Genomic DNA, 25,252 nt, shown 5'->3' with positions numbered 1-25,252 from the left:
GACAGCGATGAAACAGGACGCCCGCAAGCTGGAAGGTGAATTCGACTACATCATCGTCGGCGCGGGCACGGCCGGATGCGTGCTCGCCAATCGCCTCAGCGAAGACCCCAACGTGAACGTGCTGCTGCTCGAAGCGGGCGGCAAGGACGACTATCACTGGATTCACATTCCCGTCGGCTACTTGTACTGCATTGGCAATCCGCGCACGGACTGGCTGTACAAGACGCAAGCCGAAGCGGGTCTGAACGGGCGCGCGTTGTCTTATCCGCGCGGTCGCGTGCTCGGCGGATGTTCATCCATCAACGGCATGATCTACATGCGCGGCCAGCGCGAAGACTACGACGACTGGGCGCATATCAGCGGCGACCCGAACTGGTCGTGGGATTCCGTGCTGCCCATCTTCAAGCGCAGCGAGGATCATCACGGCGGCGCGAATCAGTGGCATGGCGCGGGCGGCGAATGGCGCGTGGAAAAACAGCGTCTCAAGTGGAAGATTCTCGAAACCTTCTCGCAAGCCGCGCAGCAAAGCGGCATTCCCGCAACCGATGACTTCAATCGCGGCGACAACACAGGCGTCGGTTATTTTGATGTGAACCAGCGCGGCGGCATTCGCTGGAACGCGGCCAAAGCATTCCTGCGTGAAGCGATGAAGCGCCCGAACCTCACGACCATCACCGGCGCGCACACGCAACGGCTCGTGTTCGAGGGCATGCGGTGCTCGGGCGTGGAATATCGCGGCGGCGACGTCGATTACATCGCGCGGGCGCGTTGCGAGGTGATTCTCAGCGCGGGCGCGGTCAACTCGCCGCAGATTCTCGAGCTCTCGGGCATCGGCAATGGCGCGCGGTTGCAGCGGCTCGGCATCGATGTCGTGCGCGATCTGCGCGGCGTCGGCGAGAATCTGCAGGACCATCTGCAATTGCGCATGGCATACAGAGTGAACGGCGTGCGCACGCTCAATACGTTGTCGGCCAAATGGTGGGGCAAGCTTTTCATCGGCATGCAATACGCGCTCTTGCGCAGCGGCCCCATGTCGATGGCGCCGTCGCAACTCGGCGCGTTCGCCAAATCCAATCCCGACGACGCATCCATTAAGCGCTCCGATGTCGAATATCACGTTCAGCCGTTGTCGCTCGAACGCTTCGGCGAGCCCTTGCACGCGTTCAATGCGTTCACGGCGTCCGTATGCAATCTGCGGCCTACGTCGCGCGGCAGCGTGCATATCGGCTCGCCGGATGCGCACGCGGCACCGCTCATCGCGCCGAATTATCTTTCCACGGAACACGACCGCGAAGTTGCCGTCAACGCGTTGAAGCTCACGCGGCGTATCGTCAATGCCCCCGCGCTGGCGCGACATGCGCCCGAAGAGATTCTGCCCGGCATCCAGTTCCAGACGCAGGAAGAACTGATCGAAGCGGCAGGCAATATCGGCACGACGATTTTTCATCCGGTCGGCACATGCCGCATGGGTACGGACAACGATCCCGCCGCCGTGGTCGATAGCCGTCTGCGCGTGATCGGCGTGCGCGGATTGCGCGTGGTCGATGCATCGGTGATGCCGGTCATCACCTCCGGGAACACGAATTCGCCGACGCTGATGATCGCCGAACGCGCAAGCGACATGATTCGCGAAGACCGGCGCGGCATGGAAGCGCAAGAGGTCATCGCAACCGCGCTTGCATGACCGCACGATGAACGGCGCGTTTGGCGGCCTCGCACGAGACGGCGTCATGCGAGGCCTTCGCGTGTCCGACAGTCCGAGCTTTCAACGGCGTAAGTAAGTGCAAATCCCAATGATTGCGCTGCATCATTGCGGCGACAATGGCCTCGAATCAGGTGATGCTCGGCTTATCGCGCGCACACTTTTGTGCAACCGCAACAGCGGCGCACGAGGCGAAGCGGTATCGGCGCGAAACCCGCGTCCGGTATGCGCGGATAAAAAATAAGGCGCAGGCGAAGTCATCCGCTTAGCGTTTCACTTCGCATGGAAGGGGACATGATTCTCGGCGACACCATTCTGGAAACGCGAGGGCTCACGAAGGAATTCAAAGGCTTCACGGCCGTGAATGGCGTGAACCTGCGCGTGCGCCGCGGTTCGATCCACGCGCTGATCGGTCCCAACGGCGCGGGCAAGACGACCTGTTTCAACCTCCTCACCAAGTTCCTCGAACCCACCGCGGGCCAGATCGTCTTCAACGGCACCGACATCACGCGCGAACGCCCGGCGCATATCGCGCGGCGCGGCATCATTCGTTCGTTCCAGATTTCCGCTGTGTTTCCGCACTTGAGCGTGCTGCAGAACGTGCGCGTCGGCCTGCAGCGGCAGCTCGGCACGTCGTTCCAGTTCTGGCGCAGCGAGCGTTCGCTCGATGCCCTCAACGACCGCGCGATGGATTTGCTCACGCAAGTGGGCCTGACCGATTTCGCCGATACGAAAACCGTCGAGCTTTCATACGGCCGCAAGCGCGCGCTGGAAATTGCCACGACGCTTTCGATGGAACCCGAACTCATGCTGCTCGACGAACCGACGCAAGGCATGGGGCACGAGGACGTGGATCGCGTGACGGCGCTCATCAAGAAGGTCTCGGCGGGACGCACCATTCTGATGGTCGAGCACAACATGAACGTGATCGCTGGCATCTCCAACACCATCACGGTGCTTCAGCGCGGCGAAGTGCTCGCGGAAGGCAGCTATGCGGAAGTATCGAAGAATCCGCTCGTGATGGAAGCCTACATGGGCAGCGCCGATGCAGCGCTCACCGGAGCGCACGCATGAGCACGATCGTGGAAGCGCGCCGCTCGCAAGAGGCGAACGGCGCAGCGGATCATGTGCCCGCGCTGGAAATAGCAGGCTTGCAGGCGTGGTACGGCGAATCGCACATTCTGCATGGTGTCGATCTGAAGGTGAATCGCGGCGAAGTGGTCACGCTGCTCGGCCGTAACGGCGCGGGGCGCACGACCACGATGCGCGCCATCATGGGATTGACCGGGCGGCGCACGGGCTCTATCCGCGTGGGCGGACGCGAGACCATTGGGCTTGCCACACACAAGATCGCGCATCATGGGGTCGGCTATTGTCCGGAGGAGCGCGGCATTTTCTCGAGCTTGTCCTGCGAAGAAAATCTTCTCCTGCCACCGGTGACCGGCAATCCGAAAGAGGCGATGCCGCTGGACGAGATCTACTCCATGTTCCCGAATCTGAAGGAGCGGCGCGCGAGTCAGGGCACGCGGCTCTCGGGCGGCGAACAGCAAATGCTCGCGGTGGCGCGCATTCTGCGCACCGGCGCCAATTTGCTGCTGCTCGATGAGATATCGGAAGGGCTTGCGCCCGTCATCGTGCAGACACTTGCGCGCATGATCCTCATGCTGAAGGGGCGTGGCTACACCATCGTCATGGTCGAACAGAATTTTCGTTTCGCGGCGCCGCTCGCGGACCGCTTCTATGTGATGGAGCATGGAAACATCGTCGAGCATTTCGGCGCGGGGGAACTCGAAGCGAAGATGCCGGTGCTGCACGAATTGCTCGGGGTGTAATCGTTCTTAAATCGACAAACGCGGCACGTTGAAGCGGCACGTAAAGCGGCACGGCTCAGGCAGCACGCAACAACCAAAAACTCACGGAGACTGCAATGAAAATGAAGACCCTCGCGCGCCTTTCCACTTTTTGCTTTGCGGCTGCGGCGGCGAGTGTGGCGTCCATGAACGCTGCTCACGCGGCCGACGGCAACACGGTGAAGATCGGCTTCATTACCGACCTGTCGGGTCTCTATGCCGATATCGACGGCCAGGGCGGTCTCGAAGCCATTCGCATGGCGATTGCGGACTTCGGCGGCAAGGTGAACGGCAAGCAAATCGAACTCGTGTATGCGGATCACCAGAACAAGGCGGATATCGCGGCATCGCGCGCGCGCGAGTGGATCGACCGCGATGGCGTGAACGTGATCATCGGCGGCACGAACTCGGCTACCGCGCTTTCCACCAATCAGGTGGCGGGCGAGAAGAAGGTTCCGTACATCAACATCGGCGCGGGCGCGGACAACCTCACGAACGAGCAGTGCACGCCGTACACCGTGCACTATGCGTACGACACCATGGCGCTCGCCAAGGGCACCGGTTCCGCCGTGACGAAGCAGGGCGGCAAGTCGTGGTACTTCCTCACCGCCGACTACGCGTTCGGCAAGGCGCTCGAAAAGAACACGGCCGACGTGGTGAAGGCCAACGGCGGCCAAGTGCTCGGCGATGTACGCCATCCGCTGTCGGCGTCGGACTTCTCGTCGTTTCTGTTGCAGGCGCAAGGATCGAAGGCGCAGGTGCTCGGTCTTGCGAACGCGGGCGGCGACACCATCAACTCGATCAAGGCAGCGAAGGAATTCGGCATCAACAAGTCGATGAAACTCGCCGCGTTGCTAATCTTCCTGACGGACATCCACAGCCTGGGACTCGAAACCACGCAAGGCCTCGTGGCGACGGATAGCTGGTACTGGAACAAGGACGACAAGACGCGCGCGTGGGCCAAGCGCTACTTCGACAAGATGAAGAAGATGCCGACGAGCCTGCAGGCCGCGGACTATTCGGCTGTCACGACGTATCTGAAGGCCGTGCAGGCCACGGGCACGACCGACAGCGACAAGATCATGGCGCAGTTGAAGCAGACGAAGATCGACGACTTCTACGCGAAGGGCACCATCCGCCAGGACGGCGCGATGATCCACGACATGTATCTCATGGAAGTGAAGAAGCCGTCGGAGTCGAAAGAGCCGTGGGACTACTACAAGATCACGGCGACGATTCCCGGCGATCAGGCATTCGGCACGAAGGCGGAGTCGCGCTGCGCGGCGTGGAAGTAAGCGCACATGGTTGATGCGGCAAGCGGCTGTCATTGGCCGCTTGTCGCGATGACTTAATCGACCCATTCCTGACGGCAGGTTCAATGGAAATTTTCGGCATTCCGCTCGCCGCGATGATGAGCCAGTTGCTCCTCGGACTGGTGAACGGCTCGTTCTACGCGATCCTGAGTCTCGGGCTCGCCGTGATCTTCGGCTTGCTCAACGTCATCAACTTCGCGCACGGCGCGTTGTTCATGCTCGGCGCCATGCTCGCGTGGATGGGCGCCTCGTATCTCAACGTGCCGTATTGGGCGATGCTCGTGCTCGCGCCGCTTATCGTCGGCCTCTTCGGCATGGTTATCGAACGCTCGATGCTGCGTTGGCTTTACAAGCTCGATCATCTCTACGGCTTGTTGCTTACGTTCGGCCTCACGCTCGTGATCGAAGGCGTGTTCCGTTCCATCTATGGTTCGTCGGGTCAGCCTTACGACGTGCCCTCGCTTCTGACGGGCGCGACCAATCTCGGCTTCATGTTCCTGCCGAACTATCGCGCGTGGGTCGTCGTGGCATCGCTCGCGGTGTGCTTCGCGACATGGTTCGTGATCGAGAAGACGCGCATTGGCGCTTATCTGCGCGCGGGCACGGAGAATCCGAAGCTCGTCGAGGCATTCGGCATCAACGTGCCGCTCATGATCACGCTCACCTATGGCTTCGGCGTCGCGCTTGCGGCCTTTGCGGGGGTGCTGGCCGCGCCGGTGATTCAAGTGTCGCCGCTGATGGGCCAGTCGATGATCATCACCGTGTTCGCGGTCGTGGTGATCGGCGGCATGGGTTCGATCATGGGCTCGATTCTCACGGGTCTTTTGCTCGGCATCATCGAAGGCCTGACGCGCGTGTTTTATCCGGAAGCGTCCGCGACGGTTGTCTTCGTCATCATGGCGCTCGTGCTGATGGTGCGGCCCGCCGGACTCTTCGGCAAGGAAAAATGATGCAGAGAAAAGCGCTTTACGGCTTGTTGCTGATCGCTTTGATCGTCGCGCCCTTCGCGGGCGTATATCCGGTCTTCATGATGAAAGTGCTGTGCTTCGCGTTGTTCGCGGCGGCGTTCAATCTGTTGATCGGCTATACGGGCTTGCTGTCTTTCGGGCACGCGATGTTTCTGGCAAGCGCGGGCTACACCGCGGGCTATGCCATCCAAACATTGGGGTTGACGCCCGAACTCGGCGTGATCGCGGGAACGGCGGTGGCGACCGTGCTTGGATTGATCGTCGGTCTTCTGGCGATTCGCCGCCAAGGCATCTACTTCGCGATGGTCACGCTCGCGCTCGCGCAGATGGTCTACTTCGTGTTCCTGCAGGCGCCGTTCACACATGGCGAAGACGGCTTGCAAGGCGTGCCGCGCGGCAAGCTCTTCGGCGCGTTGAACCTCGGCAGTGACATCACGCTCTATTACGTCGTGCTCGTCGTCATGTTGCTGGCGTTCGCGTTGATCGTGCGTATCGTGCATTCGCCGTTCGGGCAAGTGCTGATCGCGATCAAGGAGAACGAGCCGCGCGCGGTATCGCTCGGCTACGATACCGCGCGCTACAAGCTGCTTGCGTTCGTGTTGTCGGCGGGTCTCGCAGGGCTTGCCGGTGCGCTGAAGACGCTCGTGCTCGGCTTCGAAACTCTCGGCGATGCCTACTGGACGATGTCCGGCCTGGTTGTGCTGATGACGCTCGTCGGCGGCATGAGCACCATGTTCGGTCCGTTGCTCGGCGCGGCGATCATCGTTGCGCTGGAAGACCGGCTCGGCGATATCGGCGGCGGACTTGCGCGACTCACCGGCGTGGACTGGTTCAATTCGCTGGGTGAATCCGTGACTATCGTGACGGGCCTGATTTTTATCGCATGCGTGCTCGCATTTCGGCGCGGCATTGTGGGTGAAATCGTGGCGCGTGTCAGACCGCTACAGGGTTAACCATTTAGTTGGATATCCGAACAAATACTTTTCAAGCAACGACACGCGCGCAATGCACGGTTAACGACCTCGAAATCGCCCTCTTAAGGTGCTTTTATGCACCACTAGGGTAAATGCTAGGTTGTTGCGAAACGATACAGTCGATAACATTCTGCTTAGTTCTGTTGCACCCAGATTTTTGAGGTGGAGAACGAGGAGACATGAGGCACCAAGTGCCCGACCGAAAGCGCTGTTGGATGATTCCAACAGCGCTTTTTTATTGGCTGTTTTGTTTTGCGTCGATATTTCGCGTCGCCGAAATATAATCCGCATACCGTTTCGGCGGATTCAAAAAACTCGCATTCACACCCGGTCGCAGCTTACGTTCGACAGCCGTCATAAGCCCTGCAAAACGCTTGCTGTGCATGACGCGCCTCCGCTAAACTGCATTTCCCGACCCATCGGTCGGTGAAAAGACGCGGGCTTCAAACTGGACGTTTCACGATCAAGACGGGGCGCAAATCAATGAAGTGGGCTTTACGCGTTAAGACGGTCGCAATGGCTGTCGCGGGTTTATCGGCGGTATTCAGCACTCAGGTTTTCGCGGACGTAAAGATAGGCGTGACGGTTTCGGCAACGGGCCCGGCGGCTTCGCTCGGCATTCCGGAAAAGAACACCATCGCGTTGCTGCCGAAGGAAGTGGCGGGGCAGAAGGTGCAGTACATCGTGTTGGATGACGCCACGGATTCCACGCAAGCCGTGAAGAACGCGCGCAAGCTCACGAGCGAAGACCACGTCGATGCGCTCGTCGGTTCGACGGTCGTTCCCAATTCCCTCGCGATGATCGACATCGCCGCCGAGACCACCACGCCCATGATCTCGATGGCGGCCGCGGCCAGCATCGTCGAACCCATGGACGCGAAGAAGGCGTGGGTCTTCAAGACGCCGCAGAACGACATCCTCATGGCGACCGCTATTGCGCAGCACATGTCGAATCATGGCGTGAAGACGGTTGCCTTCATCGGCTTTTCGGACGCCTACGGCGAGAGCTGGTTCAAGGAGTTCACGAAGGCGGCGGAGCTCGCGAAAATTCGCGTCGTGGCCAACGAGCGCTTCGCGCGCAACGACGCATCGGTCACGGGGCAAGTGCTCAAGATGATGTCGCAGAACGCGGATGCGGTGCTCATCGCCGGTGCTGGAACACCCGCCGCGCTGCCACAGAAGACGCTCAAGGAGCGCGGCTACAAGGGCAAGATCTATCAGACGCACGGCGTTGCCAACAACGACTTCCTGCGTGTATGCGGCAAGGACTGCGAAGGCACGTTCCTGCCCGCCGGACCGTTGCTGGTCGCCGAGCAACTGCCGGACAGCAATCCGGTGAAGCAAGCCGCGCTCACTTACAAGAAGGCTTATGAAGGCGCATACGGCGCGGGTTCGGTCTCGACGTTCGGCGGTCATGCGTGGGACGCGGGCCTCATTCTCCAGCGCGCTATTCCCATTGCCTTGAAGAAGGGTCAGCCAGGAACGCCCGCGTTTCGCGAGGCATTGCGCGCGGCTATCGAAGGCACCAGGGACTTGCCTGCATCGCACGGCATCTTCAACATGAGCGCGAATGATCACTCTGGCCTCGATCAGCGTGCTCGCGTGATGGTGGAGATCGTCGGCGGCAAGTGGAAGCTCTCGGGCAACTGAGCATGTGAAATCACGCAAACGAAGAAGGCGCGTCTGTCATGGTCGCGCCTTTTTTTCTGCATGCCGTAATGGAAGAGAAGAGGGCGCGAAAACCCCATGCAGCGCCTGCCGACGGTCAGGGAAAACCAGCCTAGGCACGTGGTTTCGCGGTACATAGATTGGGGCGGCTGTTCAGACGGCAGTAAGCAAGCTTCATCGATAACAACTCGCAGCGGCGCGCACAGCCGGTCGCGTTTGGAGACAAGCAATGAAAACGAAGCACACATGGATCAGGGCAAGCGTCGCGCTCGCCATCGCGGGGGGCGCGCTCGTAAGCTCAGGCGCGGCCTTCGCGCAAGTGAAGATTGGCGTGACGCTCTCGGCCACTGGACCGGCGGCATCGCTCGGGATTCCCGAGAAAAATACCATCGCGTTGTTGCCAAAGGAAATTGGCGGCAAGTCCGTCGAGTACATCGTGCTGGATGACGGCTCCGACACGAGCCGCGCCGTGCAGAACACGCGCAAGCTGATAGACGAGGATCATGTCGATGCAGTCGTCGGTTCAACGGTCACGCCCAATTCGCTCGCGATGATCGATGCCGCTTCGGCTTCGAAGACACCGATGATCTCGATGGCGGCATCGGCTTCCATCATTGCACCGATGGATGGCAAGAAAGCTTGGGTCTTCAAGACGCCGCAGAACGACGCGCTCATGGCCGACGCCATCGCCAGTTACATGGAGAAGCACGGCGTGAAGACAGTGGGCTTCATCGGCTTCGCGGATGCCTACGGCGACGGCTGGTACAACGTCTTCAACGCAGCGGCGAGCGCGCACAAGCTCAAGATCGTCGCGAACGAACGCTATAACCGCACGGACACGTCCGTCACCGGTCAGGTGCTCAAGACGGTGGGCGCCAATCCGGATGCCGTGCTGATCGCAGGCGCGGGAACGCCGTCGGCGCTGCCGGCGAAGGCGTTGAAGGAGCGCGGGTACAAGGGCAAGGTTTATCAGACGCACGGTGTGGCGAACAACGACTTCCTGCGCGTATGCGGCAAGGATTGCGAAGGAGAGATCCTGCCTGCCGGGCCGGTTCTCGTGACCGAGCAACTGCCGGAAAACAATCCGGTGAAGAAGTCCTCGGCGGCGTACAAGAACGCCTATGAGAAGGCCAACGGGGCGGGTACGCTTTCCACCTTCGGCGGTCACGCGTGGGACGCCGGTCAGATGCTTCAGCGTGCGATCCCCGAAGCGCTGAAGAAAGCGCAGCCGGGTACGCCCGAGTTCCGTGAAGCGCTGCGCGCCGCGTTGGAGAATCTGAAGGACTTGCCCGTCGCGCACGGCATCATGAACACGACATCGAACGATCACAACGGCTTCGACGATCGCGCGCGTGTGATGGTGCAAATCTCCGATGGCAAGTGGAAGCTGCTCAACGACTGATCGGACTTGAGCGCGGGCTCTGCTAAAGGCGCGTTCTTTTCTCCGATTTTCAAGATAGCAAAGCGGTGCGCCGATGTATGCGGCGCGCCGCTTTTTCCCATGTTCACGGGCTGATCCGGCAGCCCGACCTTTTTGCGGAAGCTCTGAAGAGGAAGTATGGACTTATCGATTGCGGCGATCCTCGCGCAAGACGGGATCACCACGGGCGCGATCTATGGATTGCTCGCGCTCGCCCTGGTGCTCGTGTTTTCCGTGACTCGCGTCATTTTCATCCCGCAAGGGGAGTTCGTCGCTTATGGCGCGCTCACGCTTGCCGCGCTGCAGACGCAAAAGCTGCCGGCGACGTGTTACTTGCTCATCGTCATGGGCGCGGGTTGCTTCGTCGCCGAACTTGCGGGGATCGTGCAGCATCCGACGCGGTATCGGCAGATTGGACGGCTGCTTGCAACGCTCGCGGGAAAGTATGTGCTGTTTCCCGTCGGCGTATGGGTACTGACGCAGGCAATCTTCGCGCAGCCCTTGCCGATGTTCGTGCAGATCGCGCTGACGCTGTTGATCGTCGTGCCGATGGGACCGTTCGTGTATCGACTCGCCTACGAGCCGATCGCGGAGGCGAGCACGCTGTTGCTGCTGATCGTCGCGGTGGCCGTGCACTTCGCGATGGTCGGGCTCGGGCTCGTCATGTTCGGCGCGGAAGGATCGCGCACGACGGCGTTCTCCGACGCCACGTTCAATCTCGGCAGCGTGTCGATCTCCGGGCAGAGTGTGTGGGTGGTGGGCACGGCGGTCGTGCTGATCGCGGCGCTCTACTTCTACTTCGACCGGACCATTTCCGGCAAGGCGTTGCGGGCGACGTCGGTGAACCGTTTGGGCGCGCGCCTGGTCGGCATCGGCACGACGCAAGCGGGGCGGCTCGCGTTCACGCTGGCGGCAGGGCTCGGCGCGCTGTGCGGCGTACTCGTCGCGCCCATCACGACCATCTATTACGACTCGGGATTCCTGATCGGCTTGAAGGGCTTCGTCGGGGCAATCGTGGGCGGTCTGGTGAGTTATCCGCTGGCGGCGGCGGGGTCGCTGCTCGTCGGCTTGCTGGAGTCGTATTCGTCGTTCTGGGCGAGCGCGTACAAAGAGGTGATCGTCTTCACGCTAATTATTCCGGTGCTGCTATGGCGAAGCCTGGCAAGCCCGCATTCCGATGAAGACGAGGAGTAACGCAATGGCATTCCTTCATCGATACCGCTTCTTCTGGCTGTTCCTCGTCGTGGTCTTTGCGTTGCCCGTGTTGCCGAAACCGGTGGCCGTGCCGGAGTACTGGATCACGCTGCTCAACTACATCGGCTTGTATTCGATTGTCGCGATAGGGCTCGTCTTGCTGACGGGCATAGGCGGGATGACGAGCTTCGGGCAGGCCGCGTTCGTCGGCGTAGGCGCGTATGCAACGGCGTTTCTGACGACCCAATACGGTGTGTCACCGTGGCTTGCGTTGATCGCGGGCGTGGTGTTGACGGCGATCATCGCGCTGTTTCTGGGCCTCATTACGATGCGGCTTTCCGGGCACTTTCTGCCGCTCGGCACAATCGCGTGGGGACTGTCGTTGTTTTATCTGTTTGGAAACATGGAGTTGCTCGGCAAGTACGACGGGATCAATGGAATTCCTGTGTTGAACCTTTTTGGATGGCACTTGGAGTCTGGGCGCAGCATCTACTACCTGATTTGGGTCGTCGTGCTGCTCGCCGTCGTATCTGTTCAGAATCTGCTTAATAGTCGTCCGGGCCGCGCCATCCGTGCGTTGCGCGGCGGCGGCACGATGGCGGAGGCGATGGGCGTCAATACCGGCTGGATGCGCGTCGTTATCTTCGTCTATGCGGCGGTGCTTGCATCCATTTCCGGCTTTCTTTACGCGCATTTACAGCGTGCGGTGAATCCGACGCCGTTCGGGCTTAATCATGGCATCGAGTTTCTGTTCATGGCGGTGGTTGGCGGAGTGGCGCATGTCTGGGGTGCGATTCTGGGCGCGACTATCCTCACCGTTCTGCAAGATTATCTGCAGACGCTGCTGCCCAAGTTGCTCGGTGCGAACGGAAACTTCGAGGTTATTGTCTTCGGCGTGTTGATGGTGCTGCTGCTTCAATACGCGCGTCAGGGAGTGTGGCCGTTCGTGGCGCGTTTGTTTCCAAGCGCTCCGCGAGCGCGCGTGCCGGAGCGCGGCGAAGCGTTGCCGCAGCGCAGCAAGCCGGCGGCGGGCGAATCGCTTCTTGTCGTCGATAACGCGCGCAAACAGTTCGGCGGGCTTGTTGCAGTAAACGATGTGAGTTTCGATATAAAGGCAGGGGAGATCATCGGGCTGATCGGGCCGAACGGCGCTGGAAAATCCACCACTTTCAATCTCGTGACCGGCGTGCTTCAGGCTACGAGCGGCGCGATCAGCTTTCGAGGCGAGCGTATCGAGAGGCTGACATCGCGGGAGATCGTAAAGCGCGGCATCGGGCGAACCTTCCAGCACGTGAAGATGCTTCCGGGTATGAGCGTCTTGGAAAATGTTGCGATCGGCGCGCATCTGCGGGGAAACACCGGAGTTTGGCGGAGCGTCGCGCGTTTGAACGGTGCGGAGGAAAGTCGGCTGATGGCCGAGGCGGCGCGACAGATCGAACGCGTCGGCCTGGAAAAGCATGTATTCAGTGAGGCCGGAAGTCTAGCGCTGGGGCAACAACGCATCATGGAAATTGCGCGCGCGCTGTGTTGCGATCCGACGCTTTTGCTTCTCGATGAGCCAGCAGCTGGTTTGCGATACCAGGAGAAGCTTCAGCTTGCCGACCTGCTGCGTAGGCTTCGCGCAGAGGGAATGAGCATCCTGCTGGTCGAGCACGATATGGACTTCGTGATGAATCTCACCGACCGCCTTGTCGTGATGGAGTTCGGGACGAAGATCGCAGAAGGTTTGCCGTCAGATGTTCAGAAAGATCCTACTGTGCTCGAAGCGTACCTTGGTGGAGTGGAGTGATGCAAAAAAGTGTGCCGATTCTTCAAGTCGATGGTTTATCCGTCCGATACGGGAAAGTCGAGGCGCTGCACAATGCGACGCTTACGGTCGGCGCTGGACAAATCGTGTCGGTGATCGGTCCAAATGGTGCGGGCAAATCCACTCTGTTGAATGCAATCATGGGGGCTTTGCCGCAGACAGGATCGTCTAACGGTGTGATCCGGTATCTCGGCGAAGATGTCGCTGCGCTGCCTATCGAGCGTCGTGTTTCACGTGGAATGTGCCTCGTGCCTGAGCGCCGGGAACTGTTTGCTTCGATGTCGGTTGAGGACAATCTCGTCCTAGGCGCCTATCGGCGCAAGCGAGCGGGGGAGCGAAATTTCTTGGATCAGCTGGAACCAGTCTTTCGCTTTTTTCCCCGATTGAAGGAACGCCGCACGCAGGCGGCAGGAACGCTATCCGGCGGTGAGCGGCAAATGCTTGCTGTGGGTCGAGCGTTGATGGCCAAGCCAAAATTGTTGATGCTCGATGAGCCTAGTCTGGGTCTGGCACCTTTGATCGTGAAGGAGATTTTTCATATCGTTAGCGCGCTTCGCGAGACGGGCGTCGCAATACTTTTGATCGAGCAAAACGCACGCGCGGCACTACAGATATCTGACTTTGGCTACGTTCTTGAGACAGGCGAATTCGCCCTGAAAGGCCCCGCGCAAGATTTGCAACACAATCCCCAAGTCATTGAGACTTACCTCGGGTTGGTAAAGAAGGCTGTTTAGCGGGTTGCGTCAAATCTCGAAGGCGTGTTTCACGTGAAACACGCCATTTTTTCGCTTTTTCCTGGTCGTTGGAAAATCGGCGGACGAGAACCCGATATAATTCGTCGATATTCTTTTTTCAGGTTCGCATCACTCGATGCGAGATCTTCATGCTTTTTCCCTCAGAATTTGATGTGATCGTCGTTGGCGGTGGTCACGCGGGCACCGAAGCGGCGCTTGCATCGGCGCGGATGGGCTGTCGGACGCTGCTCCTGACGCATAACATTGAGACGCTTGGCCAGATGAGCTGCAACCCGTCGATCGGCGGCATCGGAAAAGGACATCTCGTCAAGGAAGTCGATGCGTTGGGCGGTGCGATGGCTGCCGCCACCGACGAGTCCGGTATTCAGTTTCGCATTCTCAATTCGTCGAAGGGTCCTGCAGTGCGAGCCACGCGCGCTCAAGCCGACCGCATTCTTTACAAGCAGGCAATACGCCATCGGCTGGAAAATCAGCCGAATCTCTGGCTGTTCCAGCAAGCCGTTGACGATTTGATGGTGGAAGGCGACCGCGTGATTGGTGCCGTTACGCAAGTTGGCTTACGGTTTCGGGCGCGTGCCGTGGTTCTGACAGCGGGGACATTCCTCGACGGAAAGATCCACGTGGGGCTGAACAACTACGTGGGCGGCCGCGCGGGCGATCCTGCTGCGATATCTTTATCCGCACGTCTTAAAGAGTTGAATTTGCCGCAGGGCCGACTAAAGACGGGAACGCCACCGCGCATCGACGGCCGCACGATCGATTTTTCAAAGCTTGAAGAGCAACCGGGCGATCTGGATCCGGTTCCGGTTTTCTCTTTTCTTGGGCGCGTCGAGCAGCATCCGCGTCAGGTGCCGTGCTGGGTGACGCACACGAACGCTCAAACGCACGATATTATTCGATCGGGCTTGGATCGGTCGCCGATGTACACAGGGGTGATTGAAGGCGTTGGGCCGCGGTACTGCCCGTCGATTGAAGACAAGATTCATCGGTTTGCATCGAAGGACGCACATCAAATTTTTCTGGAACCGGAAGGGCTGACTACGAACGAGTTCTATCCCAATGGAATTTCGACAAGTCTGCCTTTCGATGTCCAATTAAATCTTGTGCGTTCCATGCGTGGTCTCGAACACGCCCATATCTTGCGTCCTGGCTATGCAATCGAATACGACTACTTCGATCCGCGTGCGCTGAAGGCTTCGCTGGAAACGAAATCCATTGGTGGGCTTTTCTTCGCCGGACAGATCAACGGCACGACGGGCTATGAGGAAGCTGCCGCGCAGGGACTACTAGCCGGCATAAATGCAGGGCTTCAAGTGCAGGGCAGGGATGCCTGGACACCGCGCCGTGATCAAGCGTACTTGGGTGTATTGGTCGACGATTTGGTGACGCGCGGAGTTTCTGAGCCGTATCGAATGTTCACGAGCCGTGCGGAATATCGTCTGTCTCTACGTGAAGATAACGCGGATATGCGCCTGACCGAGGCAGGGCGGGAGCTTGGAGTCGTAGATGACGTCCGATGGGATGCTTTCAGCCGCAAGCGCGACGCTGTTTCACGTGAAACAGAGCGGTTGCGCTCCACTTGGGTGAACCCTAAGACGCTTCCGGCTGAAGAGGCGACCGCATTACTCGGCAAGCCGATCGATCACGAATACAGTTTGGCCGACCTGCTACGACGCCCTAGTGTCTCGTACGATGGCGTCTGCGCTCTGCGCAACGGGGAATGCGGTTCAGCCGAATCGCTAGCCGATGATCCAGTTCTGCTCGCGCAGATCAAAGAACAGATCGAGATTGGCGTGAAGTACCAAGGCTATATCGACCGGCAAGCGGACGAGATCGTGCGCAACGGAGCGCAAGAGAACACGCGTTTGCCAGAGACGATCGACTACAGCGAAGTGCGCGGCCTTTCCTTTGAGGCGCGACAAAAGTTAACGCAGCACCGTCCAGAAACGATCGGGCAGGCTTCGCGTATTCAGGGCATCACGCCGGCTGCCATCTCACTGCTCATGGTGCATCTCAAGCGCGGCCTCGGCCGGCGCGGACGCGGCGCAGGCAGCGACCAGGATCAGGCCAGCAGCAACCCGGTGGTTCAATGAAAGACCAAAACGAATCGCTGGCTAACTTGCTCGACCGAGGTACGACTGAACTCGAGCTTGCGCTGACTTCATTGCAGAAACAGCAGCTACTTGATTACGTTGCGCTGCTGGGCAAATGGAACGCCGTCTACAACCTGACGGCGATCCGCGATCCGAAGCAAATGCTCATTCAGCATATTCTCGATTCGCTTGCCATCGTTCCGATGCTCGTGGCGCGCCAACCAAAATCGATCTTGGATGTTGGTTCGGGCGGCGGGCTGCCGGGTATCGTGCTGGCAATCGTCTTCCCCAACGTGAAAGTGACGCTGAACGACATCGTTCAAAAGAAGACCGCCTTTCAGTCGCAAGCGAAGGTTCAGTTGGGGTTGGCGAATCTTTCCGTCGTGACGGGACGCGTCGAGAATTTGCGGCCGGGTTGCGAAGTCCCGGGGAAATTCGACGTAATTGTCTCGCGCGCGTTCGCAGACCTCGCGGATTTCGTTACACTTGCGCGTCATCTGGTTGCGGAGGACGGCCGGATTCTCGCGATGAAGGGCTTGCAACCGGACGACGAAATCGCGCGTCTGCCAGATGGCGCGACGGTGGAGCGCATCGAGCGTCTGAATGTTCCGATGCTCGATGCCGAGCGCCACTTGATCCATGTAGCCGTCGGCGCGCAGTAACACGTCGCGGGCGCTTTCGTCACGGCCGTAAACGGCAGCTGATCTTCTGACAGCGAAGAAACGAGGACATAAAACGATGGCAAAAATCTTCTGCGTCGCAAATCAGAAGGGCGGCGTTGGAAAGACCACCACGGCGGTCAATCTCGCGGCAAGTCTCGCGGGCCTTGATCAACGCGTTCTACTCATCGATCTGGACCCGCAGGGAAACGCGACGATGGGCAGTGGCGTCAATAAAGGCGCATGCGAGAAGACAATCTACGAAGTGTTAGTCGACGGGGTGACACTACGTGAGGCGGTAGTGCGACCGGAGAGCGTGGGATATCACGTTCTGCCTGCGAATCGTGAACTCGCTGGCGCGGAAGTCGAGCTTGTGGATATGGACGACCGCGAGCACATTCTTCGCTCGGCCATCGCGAAGATAGTCGATGACTATGATTTCATCTTGATCGATTGTCCGCCTGCATTGTCGCTGTTGACATTGAACGCGTTGTGCGCAGCACATGGCGTCGTCATTCCAATGCAGTGTGAATATTTCGCGTTGGAAGGCTTGTCGGATCTGGTGAGCACCATCAAGCAGATCCACGCGAACCTCAACCGCGATCTGAAAGTGATCGGACTGTTGCGTGTGATGTTCGATCCGCGCATCACCTTGCAGCAGCAAGTGTCCGAACAGTTGAAGGAACACTTTGGCGACAAGGTTTTCGATGTCGTCATTCCACGCAACGTGCGCCTTGCCGAGGCGCCAAGTTACGGCCTGCCAGGCGTGGTGTTCGACAAGTCGTCGCGTGGCGCGCAGGCGTATATCCAGTTCGGCACGGAAATGATCGAGCGCGTACGCGCGCTGTAACGCAAACCCATTCGATCTGGCGGACGACGCCAACGGAGGAATCGAAATGAGCGCTGTGATGAAGAAGAAGGGTTTGGGCCGAGGCCTGGATGCATTGCTCGGCGGCAGCGTCGACATTACCGAAGCCGTACGCGGCGAAGGCACGCCGTCAGTCCTGTCGCTCGACAAGCTGCAGGCGGGCAAGTATCAGCCGCGTACCCGAATGGACGAGGGCGCGTTGCAAGAGCTCGCCGCGAGTATTCGCGCGCAAGGCCTCATGCAGCCGATTCTCGTGCGCTCCGTCGGCCCGGATCAGTACGAAATCATCGCGGGCGAGCGACGTTTTCGCGCGGCGCGTCTGGCTGGGCTCGACGAAGTGCCGGTGCTGGTGAAGAACGTGCCCGATCAGGCTGCCGCCGCGATGGCGCTGATCGAAAACATCCAGCGGGAGGATTTGAATCCGCTGGAAGAGGCGCAGGGTATCCAGCGCCTGCTCGACGAATTCACGTTCACGCACGAGCAGGCGGCCGAAGCGGTCGGGCGATCGCGTAGCGCGGTATCGAATCTGCTGCGTCTCTTGAACCTCGCCACGCCCGTTCAGACGATGCTGCTCGCAGGCGATCTCGACATGGGCCACGCACGCGCGCTGCTCGCCGTCGATGCCGCCACGCAGATTCAGTTGGCTAATCACGTGGTGAATCGCCGCTTGTCGGTGCGTGAAACGGAGCGCCTCGTCGCCGCGACGACGAAGGAAGCGCCGGCAGTCAAGGCGCGTCCCGCGAACGATGGCGGCCGTGACACGCGCAGGCTCGAAGAAGAGTTGTCGGATCTGCTCGCGGCGAGCGTGAAGATCAAGCTGGGCGGACGAGGACGCGGCAAGGTGATGATCGATTTCGGTAACCTCGACGCGCTCGAAGGCATTCTGAGCAAACTACGCGGCAGCATTGAAGCGCCTAATTCGGCTGCGTGAGTCTTGTCGGAATACAACGTCAAGCAATCGCGGTCCGACCTCCTGACGCGCGTCTGGAGGACTGTCAGTAAAGAGCCGGTCCTCGCCATTCTCGTGCTCGCGCTCGGCGTGTTGCAAGTGGTTCATCCGCGCTCGTGGGCTTCGCTGCCAGGTCTTGTGGATTGGCAGACCGTGCTCACGCTCGCCGGCCTGCTCATCCTGACCAAAGCGATCGAATTGTCAGGATTCCTGATGTGGGCCGCGCATCGGCTGGTGCATCACATCCACGGCGAACGCGGCCTGGCGCTGCTGCTCGTCGCGCTGGCGGCGGCGCTGTCCACGGTGCTAACCAACGATGTCGCGTTGTTCGCGGTCGTGCCGCTCGCGCTATCGCTGCATCGGCTCGCGCCCTTGCCCATCAAGCGTCTCGTTATCGTGATTGCGTTGTCGGTGAACGCGGGATCGATCCTCACGCCGCTCGGCAATCCACAAAACCTTTTCCTCTGGCAGACGAGCGGCGTCTCCTTCGGCGCGTTCGTCTGGGCGTTGCTGCCGCTTTGCGCGGTCCTCATGCTCATGCTCGGCGCCGTGACTTGCGCAATGTTTCGCAACGCGCCGCTCGACCTTTCTGGCGATGCCGAAGAGCACGGCGTCGACCGTGTGTTATGCGGTGTGAGCGTGCTTGCGTTCGCTGGCTTCGTCGCACTGGCCGACGCGCATCATGCCGGGCCCGGCCTCGCCGTCCTTGCTGTCGCGTTCCTGCTTTGGCGCCGCGAAGTCGTCTTGAAGATCGACTGGCTGCTTCTGCTCATCTTCATGCTGATGTTCATTGTGCTGCGCAGCGCAGCCGCGTTGCCGGCCATCCACGGCTTCATCGCGCAGTTGGGTATCGGCACGCCGATGCGTGCGTATGCTGCGGGCGCGGTGCTGTCGCAGGCCATCAGTAACGTGCCGGCGGCCATCGTGCTCGCTGAGTTTTCGAAGGACTGGCGCGCGCTTGCGTTCGGCGTGAGCGTCGGTGGCTTTGGGGTGGCAATCGGCTCGCTCGCCAATCTCATCGCCGTGCGTCTGTCGGGCGAGAAGGGCATGTGGGGTCCGTTTCACCTCGTTTCGATCCCTTTCTGGTTTGTTGCAGCGCTTGTTGGATGGGCGCTCATCTGAGTTTCGCGACGCAATCTCACGTCGTCTGAAAATCTGCTTGCAACCGCAAGAAAAGTCTCGCTTTCGAGACCATTTTTTAAGCTTTGTCCGCTTGGCTTTTGACGCACCTAAACTATTGAATCCCCGAGGACAATCGCTTACAATCCCCCGGATTTATCAGCTAGGCCACCTAGAAAGCGCGGCGAAAGCGCAGGGTGGTTTCCGAACTGTCGGTTGATGTGTTGAAGGGGTTTGAAGACGGTGCGAGAGCAGAATCGAGCGCCGGTGGGCGGGCAAGACAGCGCTCAAAACAAACGCGGAGACATTCACGCTTCAGGAAATCAGCCCCGCAGTTCGTCTGACGACTCGTGGGACGCCGAGGCGCAAGATAACAATATCGTTCCGCTCACGCGGGGCCAGGCAGAGAAGCTGTTCGGTCCTGATGTGAGTCGTCCATCGCGGGTCACGCCTTTCAAGGTAGTGGCCGCGCAAATGGTTTTGTCCCTGGGTGCGACGCTGTTGTGGTGGCTGTTCTACAAGCCGCCGGGCGATGCTGCGCTGTCCGCCTTCCTCGGAGGCGCGATCTGCTGGCTGCCCAGTGCACTGTTCGCGGCGCGCCTGAAGGCGAAGAGCGGAGCCGAGACCATCATGAGTTGGATGATCGGCGAAGCGATGAAAATGGGAGCGACGATTGCTATGTTCGTAGCGGTCGCCTTCTGGTACAAGAGCGCGCTGTGGTTGCCTTTGCTCGTTACGTACATCGTCGCGTTGAAGACTTACTGGCTGGCCATGGCTTTGCGTTGACCTCCAGGGTAATCGCCAGCCCGAAGTCAAGTATGTAGCATCACACATGAAAGCGCGGTTATGAACGCCGCGCTCGGGCCGGACGCCCGGAGCCGCAACGCGAAGCGGTGGCTCGGATAAGCGTCTGGCGACGAAAGATTTTTGACAATTTGGGTGGCTTTAACGATATGGCAGCTAGCGAAGGAACGCACGCTCTGGACCCGTCCGAGTACATTGCGCACCACTTGCAGAATCTTTCCACGCACACACAGACGTCGATTTTCGACATCCACGTCTGGAATCTGGACACGCTGTTCTGGTCCATCGTGTGCGGTCTCCTGACCATCGTCATTCTCGGTATCGCGGCGCGCCGCGCGACGTCCGGTGTTCCCGGCCGTTTCCAGTGCGCGATCGAGATGCTCGTCGAAATGGTCGAAGATCAGTCGAAGTCGATGATCCACGGCAGCCGCCGCTTCATCGCTCCGCTCGCGCTGACCGTGTTCGTCTGGGTCGCCCTGATGAACTCGCTCGACTTCATCCCCGTGGATCTGCCAGGCCGCGTGATTGGCTGGCTGGGCCTCGAACAAGTGCTGCCGCATCATCGCATCGTGCCCACGGCCGATTTGAACGGCACGCTCGGCATCGCGCTCGGCGTGTTCGTGCTAATGATCTACTACAACCTCAAGATCAAGGGCGCAGGCGGCTTCGTGCACGAGCTGCTGTCCGCTCCGTTTGGCGCGCATCCGCTTCTGTGGATTCCGAATCTTGCGCTGAACATCATCGAGTTCGTCGCCAAGACGGTTTCGCTCGGCATGCGGCTTTTCGGCAACATGTACGCGGGTGAGCTGCTGTTCCTGCTGATCGCGCTGCTCGGCAGCATGTGGCACTTCGGCGCGGACGCCTCTGTACTTGGCTTTATCGGCCATGTGGTCGCGGGTACGGTCTGGGCGATCTTCCACATTCTGATCGTGCTGCTGCAAGCGTTCATCTTCATGATGCTGACGCTCGTGTACATCGGTCAGGCGCACGACTCTCACTAAAGAGCGTTCGCGGCAGGTCCAGAATCGCTTAGTTTTTAGTTTTCAATTTTTATAAATCCAGTTCCAAAGTCTTTAATCAAAGGAGTGAACATGAACGCTTTCATCGCCAACATCCAGGGTCTGACCGCCATCGGTATCGGCATCATCATCGGCCTGGGTGCAATCGGCGCCTGTATCGGTATCGGCCTGATGGGCGGCAAGTACATTGAAGCATGCGCCCGCCAGCCGGAACTGATGAACCCGCTCCAGACCAAGATGTTCCTGCTGGCTGGTCTGATCGACGCGGCGTTCCTGATCGGCGTTGGTGTGGCAATGCTGTTTGCGTTCGCGAACCCGCTGCTCTCGAAGCTCGCAGGCTGAGGTTCCTCGGAAGTGTGCGTCTCTTCTTGCGATGAGACGCAAGACGGAACGGGTGAGGCGCTGATCGAGCACAACGGGCCGATGAGCGCCTTTTAACCGTTTCACTCTCCGACTAAGCAACGTTTAAGGAAACACCGTGAATCTCAACGCAACCCTGTTTGCGCAAATGGTCGTGTTTCTGATCCTCGCGTGGTTCACGATGAAGTTCGTGTGGCCGCCGTTGATCAATGCCCTCGACGAGCGCTCAAAGAAGATTGCCGACGGCCTCGCCGCCGCCGACAAGGGCAAGGCGGAACTCGAAGCCGCGCACAAGCGCGTCGACCAGGAACTCGCGCAGGCTCGCACGGACGGTCAGCAACGCATCGCTGACGCCGAAAAGCGCGCCGCAGCCGTCGCCGAAGAAATCAAGGCCAACGCTCAGGCTGAAGCCGCGCGCATCGTCGCGCAAGCCAAGGCGGACGCCGAACAGCAAGTCGTCAAGGCGCGCGAGTCGCTGCGCGCCGAAGTCGCGGCCCTGGCCGTGAAGGGCGCCGAGCAAATTCTGAAGCGCGAAGTCGATCAGAAGGCTCACGCCGATCTGCTGAATCAACTCAAAACCGAGCTCTGATCATGGCCGAACTTGCAACCATCGCTCGTCCTTACGCAGAAGCGCTGTTCCGCGTAGCCGAGAGCGGCGATCTCGCGGGCTGGTCCACTTTCGTCGAGGAACTGGCTCAGGTTGCGCGTCTGCCCGAAGTGCAGTCGGTCGCCTCGAGCCCGAAGGTGAGCCGCGATCAAGTAGCGGATCTGCTGCTGTCCGCAGTGAAGTCGCCTTTGGCTCAAGGCAATGTACAGGCGAAGAATTTCGTCGGCATGCTGGTGGACAATCATCGTCTGTCGCTGCTGCCTGAAATCGCCGTGCAGTTCGACGAGCTGAAGAACGCCCGCGAAGGTGCGGCCGATGCGCTGATCGTAAGCGCGTTCCCCTTCGAAGGCGAACAATTGAACGACCTAGTCGCAAGCCTCGAACGCAAGTTCGAGCGCAAGCTGAAACCGACCGTCGAAGTCGATCAGTCGCTGATCGGCGGCGTTCGCGTGACGGTTGGCGACGAAGTGCTCGATACCTCGGTCCGCGCGCGCCTCGCCAGCATGCAGACGGCTCTGACCGCCTGACGCTTCGTTAGAAGCGAATCGCTGGCACGCAACAGAATTGACTATCAGGAGCGAATAATGCAACTCAATCCCTCTGAGATCAGCGAGCTGATCAAGAGCCGGATCCAGGGCCTTGAAGCGAGCGCGGATGTTCGCAACCAGGGCACCGTGATCTCCGTGACCGACGGTATCGTGCGTATTCACGGCCTGTCGGACGTTATGCAGGGTGAAATGCTCGAGTTTCCGGGCAACACCTTCGGCCTCGCGCTGAACCTCGAACGCGACTCCGTCGGCGCCGTTATTCTCGGCCAGTACGAGCACATCTCGGAAGGCGACATCGTCAAGACGACGGGCCGCATTCTCGAAGTGCCGGTCGGTCCGGAACTGATCGGCCGCGTGGTCGACGCGCTGGGTAACCCCATCGACGGCAAGGGTCCGGTCAACGCGAAGATGACCGACGCAATCGAAAAGATTGCTCCGGGTGTGATCTGGCGTAAGTCGGTGTCGCAGCCGGTGCAAACGGGTCTGAAGTCCATCGACTCGATGGTGCCTATCGGCCGTGGTCAGCGCGAGCTGATCATCGGCGACCGTCAGTGCGGCAAGACCGCGGTGGCTGTCGACGCGATCATCAATCAGAAGGGCAAGGACCTTTTCTGTATCTATGTCGCGATCGGCCAGAAGGCTTCGTCGATCATGAACGTGGTGCGCAAGCTCGAAGAAACCGGCGCAATGGCTTACACCATCGTCGTGGCGGCTTCGGCTTCGGAATCGGCCGCGATGCAATACCTCGCGCCGTACGCCGGTTGCACGATGGGCGAATACTTCCGCGATCGCGGCCAGGACGCGCTGATCGTTTATGACGATTTGACCAAGCAAGCATGGGCGTATCGCCAGATTTCGCTGTTGCTGCGCCGTCCGCCGGGTCGTGAAGCGTATCCGGGTGACGTGTTCTACCTGCACTCGCGTCTGCTCGAGCGTGCGGCTCGTGTTTCGGAAGACTACGTCGAGAAGTTCACCAACGGCGAAGTGAAGGGCAAGAGCGGTTCGCTGACGGCACTGCCCGTCATTGAAACGCAAGCCGGCGACGTGACCGCATTCGTTCCGACGAACGTGATCTCGATTACCGACGGCCAGATCTTCCTGGAAACCGACTTGTTCAACGCCGGTATCCGCCCTGCCATCAACGCGGGCGTTTCGGTGTCGCGCGTAGGTGGTGCGGCTCAGACCAAGGTCATCAAGAAGCTGTCGGGCGGTATTCGTACCGACTTGGCGCAGTATCGTGAACTGGCTGCGTTCGCGCAGTTCGCGTCGGACCTGGACGAAGCCACCCGCAAGCAGTTGGAGCGCGGTCGCCGCGTGACGGAACTGCTGAAGCAGCCGCAGTATCAGCCGCTTCAAGTGTGGGAACTCGCTGTGGCGCTGTTCGCGGCTAACAACGGCTACCTCGACGATCTGGAAGTTGCGCAAGTGCTGCCGTTCGAAAAGGGCCTGCGCGAATACCTGAAGACGAGCCATGCCGATCTGGTTAAGCGCATCGAAGACAATAAAGACTTGTCGAAGGACGACGACGGCGCACTGCATACCGCGCTGAAGGACTTCAAGAAGTCGGGCGCTTATTGATCGGGACTGAGGAGCAACGCGCGGTGCATCGACCGATGAACACCGCGCGGCTTCGATCAAGGAGTAAGCAATGGCTGGAATGAAGGAAATTCGCGGCAAGATCAAGAGCGTGCAGAACACGCGCAAGATCACGAAAGCGATGGAAATGGTCGCCGCATCGAAGATGCGCCGCGCCCAGGAGCGCATGCGTTCCGCCCGTCCGTATGCCGACAAGGTCCGTGCAATCGCGGCGCACATGAGCGCGGCGAACCCTGAGTATCGTCACCCGTTCATGGTGAAGAACGAAGGCGCGAAGACGGCCGGCCTGATCCTCGTCACGACCGACAAGGGTTTGTGCGGCGGCATGAACACGAACGTGCTGCGTGCGTCGTTGCAGCGCATTAAGGAGCTGGAGCAGACCGGCGTGTCCATCGAAGCGTCGGCTATCGGCGCCAAGGGTCTCGGCTTCCTGAACCGGCTGCGCGCCAAGGTCGTGTCGCAAGTCACACATCTGGGCGACACGCCGCATCTGGAAAAGCTGATCGGCGCGGTGAAGGTGCAGCTCGACTTGTATTCGGAAGGCAAGATCAACGCGGTGTACCTGGGGTACACGCGCTTCGTCAATACGATGAAGCAGGAAGCGGTGATCGAGCAATTGCTGCCGTTGACGGCCGAAGATCTGCAGCAGAAGGCAGACGAAGCCGCGATTGCGAACGACACGCCGAAGACCTCGTGGGACTACATCTACGAGCCGGACGCTCAAACCGTGGTGGACGAATTGCTCGTGCGCTACGTCGAGGCGCTGGTTTATCAGGCGGTGGCGGAAAACATGGCGTCGGAACAATCGGCGCGCATGGTCGCAATGAAGGCCGCGTCGGATAACGCGAAGACCGTGATCAACGAACTGCAGCTCGTCTACAACAAGAGCCGCCAGGCCGCGATTACGAAAGAATTGTCGGAAATCGTCGGCGGCGCCGCTGCGGTCTGATCTTGATGACCGCGTGAAAGAACACAGTAT

The 25,252-nt window shown here is 59.8% G+C and carries 23 protein-coding genes; all 23 read left to right on the top strand.

Annotation, left to right across the window (positions count from 1 at the left end):
- Window positions 1-7 precede the first annotated feature (7 nt).
- The 23 genes from QCE79_RS14250 (at window position 8) to atpG (ending at window position 25,222) form a co-directional block, all read left to right on the top strand.
- On the top strand, window positions 8-1,684 hold the full coding sequence (locus tag QCE79_RS14250) for a GMC family oxidoreductase N-terminal domain-containing protein (RefSeq protein WP_309844978.1): 1,677 nt from the start codon (window positions 8-10) through the stop codon (window positions 1,682-1,684).
- Between the two features lie 312 nt (window positions 1,685-1,996).
- On the top strand, window positions 1,997-2,776 hold the full coding sequence (locus QCE79_RS14245) for an ABC transporter ATP-binding protein (protein WP_309844974.1): 780 nt from the start codon (window positions 1,997-1,999) through the stop codon (window positions 2,774-2,776).
- Window positions 2,773-3,534: an ABC transporter ATP-binding protein gene (locus tag QCE79_RS14240; protein ID WP_250509684.1), complete on the top strand. Its 762-nt coding sequence runs from the start codon at window positions 2,773-2,775 to the stop codon at window positions 3,532-3,534. Before QCE79_RS14245 ends, QCE79_RS14240 begins: the two co-directional genes overlap by 4 nt.
- A gap of 95 nt (window positions 3,535-3,629) precedes the next feature.
- Window positions 3,630-4,847 carry an ABC transporter substrate-binding protein gene (locus QCE79_RS14235; RefSeq protein WP_244826621.1) on the top strand — a complete coding sequence of 406 codons (1,218 nt, stop codon included), beginning with the start codon at window positions 3,630-3,632 and terminating at the stop codon, window positions 4,845-4,847.
- Window positions 4,848-4,930: 83 nt separating this feature from the next.
- Entirely contained in the window at window positions 4,931-5,815 is an 885-nt protein-coding gene (locus QCE79_RS14230; RefSeq protein ID WP_244826620.1) for a branched-chain amino acid ABC transporter permease, read from the top strand.
- On the top strand, window positions 5,815-6,786 hold the full coding sequence (locus QCE79_RS14225) for a branched-chain amino acid ABC transporter permease (protein ID WP_244828141.1): 972 nt from the start codon (window positions 5,815-5,817) through the stop codon (window positions 6,784-6,786). Before QCE79_RS14230 ends, QCE79_RS14225 begins: the two co-directional genes overlap by 1 nt.
- Window positions 6,787-7,290: 504 nt before the next feature.
- Window positions 7,291-8,457, top strand: a complete 1,167-nt coding sequence (locus QCE79_RS14220; protein ID WP_309844971.1) for an ABC transporter substrate-binding protein — start codon at window positions 7,291-7,293, stop codon at window positions 8,455-8,457.
- 247 nt (window positions 8,458-8,704) lie between these two features.
- Window positions 8,705-9,877: an ABC transporter substrate-binding protein gene (locus QCE79_RS14215; protein ID WP_250466197.1), complete on the top strand. Its 1,173-nt coding sequence runs from the start codon at window positions 8,705-8,707 to the stop codon at window positions 9,875-9,877.
- Between the two features lie 156 nt (window positions 9,878-10,033).
- The gene (locus QCE79_RS14210) at window positions 10,034-11,089 is read left to right on the top strand and encodes a branched-chain amino acid ABC transporter permease (RefSeq protein WP_309844968.1); all 1,056 of its coding nucleotides are present in this window, start codon (window positions 10,034-10,036) and stop codon (window positions 11,087-11,089) included.
- Between the two features lie 4 nt (window positions 11,090-11,093).
- Window positions 11,094-12,878, top strand: a complete 1,785-nt coding sequence (locus tag QCE79_RS14205) for a branched-chain amino acid ABC transporter ATP-binding protein/permease (RefSeq protein WP_309844965.1) — start codon at window positions 11,094-11,096, stop codon at window positions 12,876-12,878.
- Complete coding sequence (locus tag QCE79_RS14200; protein ID WP_309844962.1) at window positions 12,878-13,630, top strand: ABC transporter ATP-binding protein; 753 nt, start codon at window positions 12,878-12,880, stop codon at window positions 13,628-13,630. Before QCE79_RS14205 ends, QCE79_RS14200 begins: the two co-directional genes overlap by 1 nt.
- Before the next feature lie 149 nt (window positions 13,631-13,779).
- On the top strand, window positions 13,780-15,744 hold the full coding sequence (mnmG, locus tag QCE79_RS14195; protein WP_309844959.1) for a tRNA uridine-5-carboxymethylaminomethyl(34) synthesis enzyme MnmG: 1,965 nt from the start codon (window positions 13,780-13,782) through the stop codon (window positions 15,742-15,744).
- Window positions 15,741-16,406 (top strand): 16S rRNA (guanine(527)-N(7))-methyltransferase RsmG, encoded by a 666-nt coding sequence (gene rsmG, locus QCE79_RS14190; RefSeq protein ID WP_309844956.1) that lies wholly within the window; start codon window positions 15,741-15,743, stop codon window positions 16,404-16,406. Before mnmG ends, rsmG begins: the two co-directional genes overlap by 4 nt.
- A gap of 76 nt (window positions 16,407-16,482) precedes the next feature.
- On the top strand, window positions 16,483-17,253 hold the full coding sequence (locus tag QCE79_RS14185; RefSeq protein WP_250526408.1) for a ParA family protein: 771 nt from the start codon (window positions 16,483-16,485) through the stop codon (window positions 17,251-17,253).
- Between the two features lie 46 nt (window positions 17,254-17,299).
- Entirely contained in the window at window positions 17,300-18,202 is a 903-nt protein-coding gene (locus QCE79_RS14180) for a ParB/RepB/Spo0J family partition protein (RefSeq protein ID WP_244826612.1), read from the top strand.
- Window positions 18,203-18,205: 3 nt separating this feature from the next.
- Window positions 18,206-19,342 carry an SLC13 family permease gene (locus QCE79_RS14175; RefSeq protein WP_244826611.1) on the top strand — a complete coding sequence of 379 codons (1,137 nt, stop codon included), beginning with the start codon at window positions 18,206-18,208 and terminating at the stop codon, window positions 19,340-19,342.
- 303 nt (window positions 19,343-19,645) lie between these two features.
- Complete coding sequence (locus tag QCE79_RS14170) at window positions 19,646-20,125, top strand: ATP synthase subunit I (protein WP_250509722.1); 480 nt, start codon at window positions 19,646-19,648, stop codon at window positions 20,123-20,125.
- Window positions 20,126-20,292: 167 nt separating this feature from the next.
- Window positions 20,293-21,144, top strand: coding sequence for a F0F1 ATP synthase subunit A (atpB, locus tag QCE79_RS14165; RefSeq protein ID WP_244826610.1), 852 nt, complete (start codon window positions 20,293-20,295; stop codon window positions 21,142-21,144).
- Between the two features lie 90 nt (window positions 21,145-21,234).
- Window positions 21,235-21,504 (top strand): F0F1 ATP synthase subunit C, encoded by a 270-nt coding sequence (atpE, locus tag QCE79_RS14160; RefSeq protein ID WP_244826609.1) that lies wholly within the window; start codon window positions 21,235-21,237, stop codon window positions 21,502-21,504.
- A 136-nt stretch (window positions 21,505-21,640) separates the two neighbouring features.
- Complete coding sequence (locus QCE79_RS14155; RefSeq protein WP_244826608.1) at window positions 21,641-22,111, top strand: F0F1 ATP synthase subunit B; 471 nt, start codon at window positions 21,641-21,643, stop codon at window positions 22,109-22,111.
- A 2-nt stretch (window positions 22,112-22,113) separates the two neighbouring features.
- The gene (locus QCE79_RS14150; protein WP_250466184.1) at window positions 22,114-22,656 is read left to right on the top strand and encodes a F0F1 ATP synthase subunit delta; all 543 of its coding nucleotides are present in this window, start codon (window positions 22,114-22,116) and stop codon (window positions 22,654-22,656) included.
- Window positions 22,657-22,713: 57 nt separating this feature from the next.
- The gene (gene atpA / locus QCE79_RS14145) at window positions 22,714-24,255 is read left to right on the top strand and encodes a F0F1 ATP synthase subunit alpha (RefSeq protein ID WP_244826606.1); all 1,542 of its coding nucleotides are present in this window, start codon (window positions 22,714-22,716) and stop codon (window positions 24,253-24,255) included.
- 70 nt (window positions 24,256-24,325) lie between these two features.
- Window positions 24,326-25,222, top strand: a complete 897-nt coding sequence (gene atpG / locus QCE79_RS14140) for a F0F1 ATP synthase subunit gamma (RefSeq protein WP_244826605.1) — start codon at window positions 24,326-24,328, stop codon at window positions 25,220-25,222.
- Window positions 25,223-25,252 lie beyond the last annotated feature (30 nt).

Origin of the sequence: Caballeronia sp. LZ003, from assembly GCF_031451465.1 — a bacterium.
GTDB lineage: Bacteria > Pseudomonadota > Gammaproteobacteria > Burkholderiales > Burkholderiaceae > Caballeronia.
This window is presented reverse-complemented; position numbering and strand designations above follow the sequence as displayed.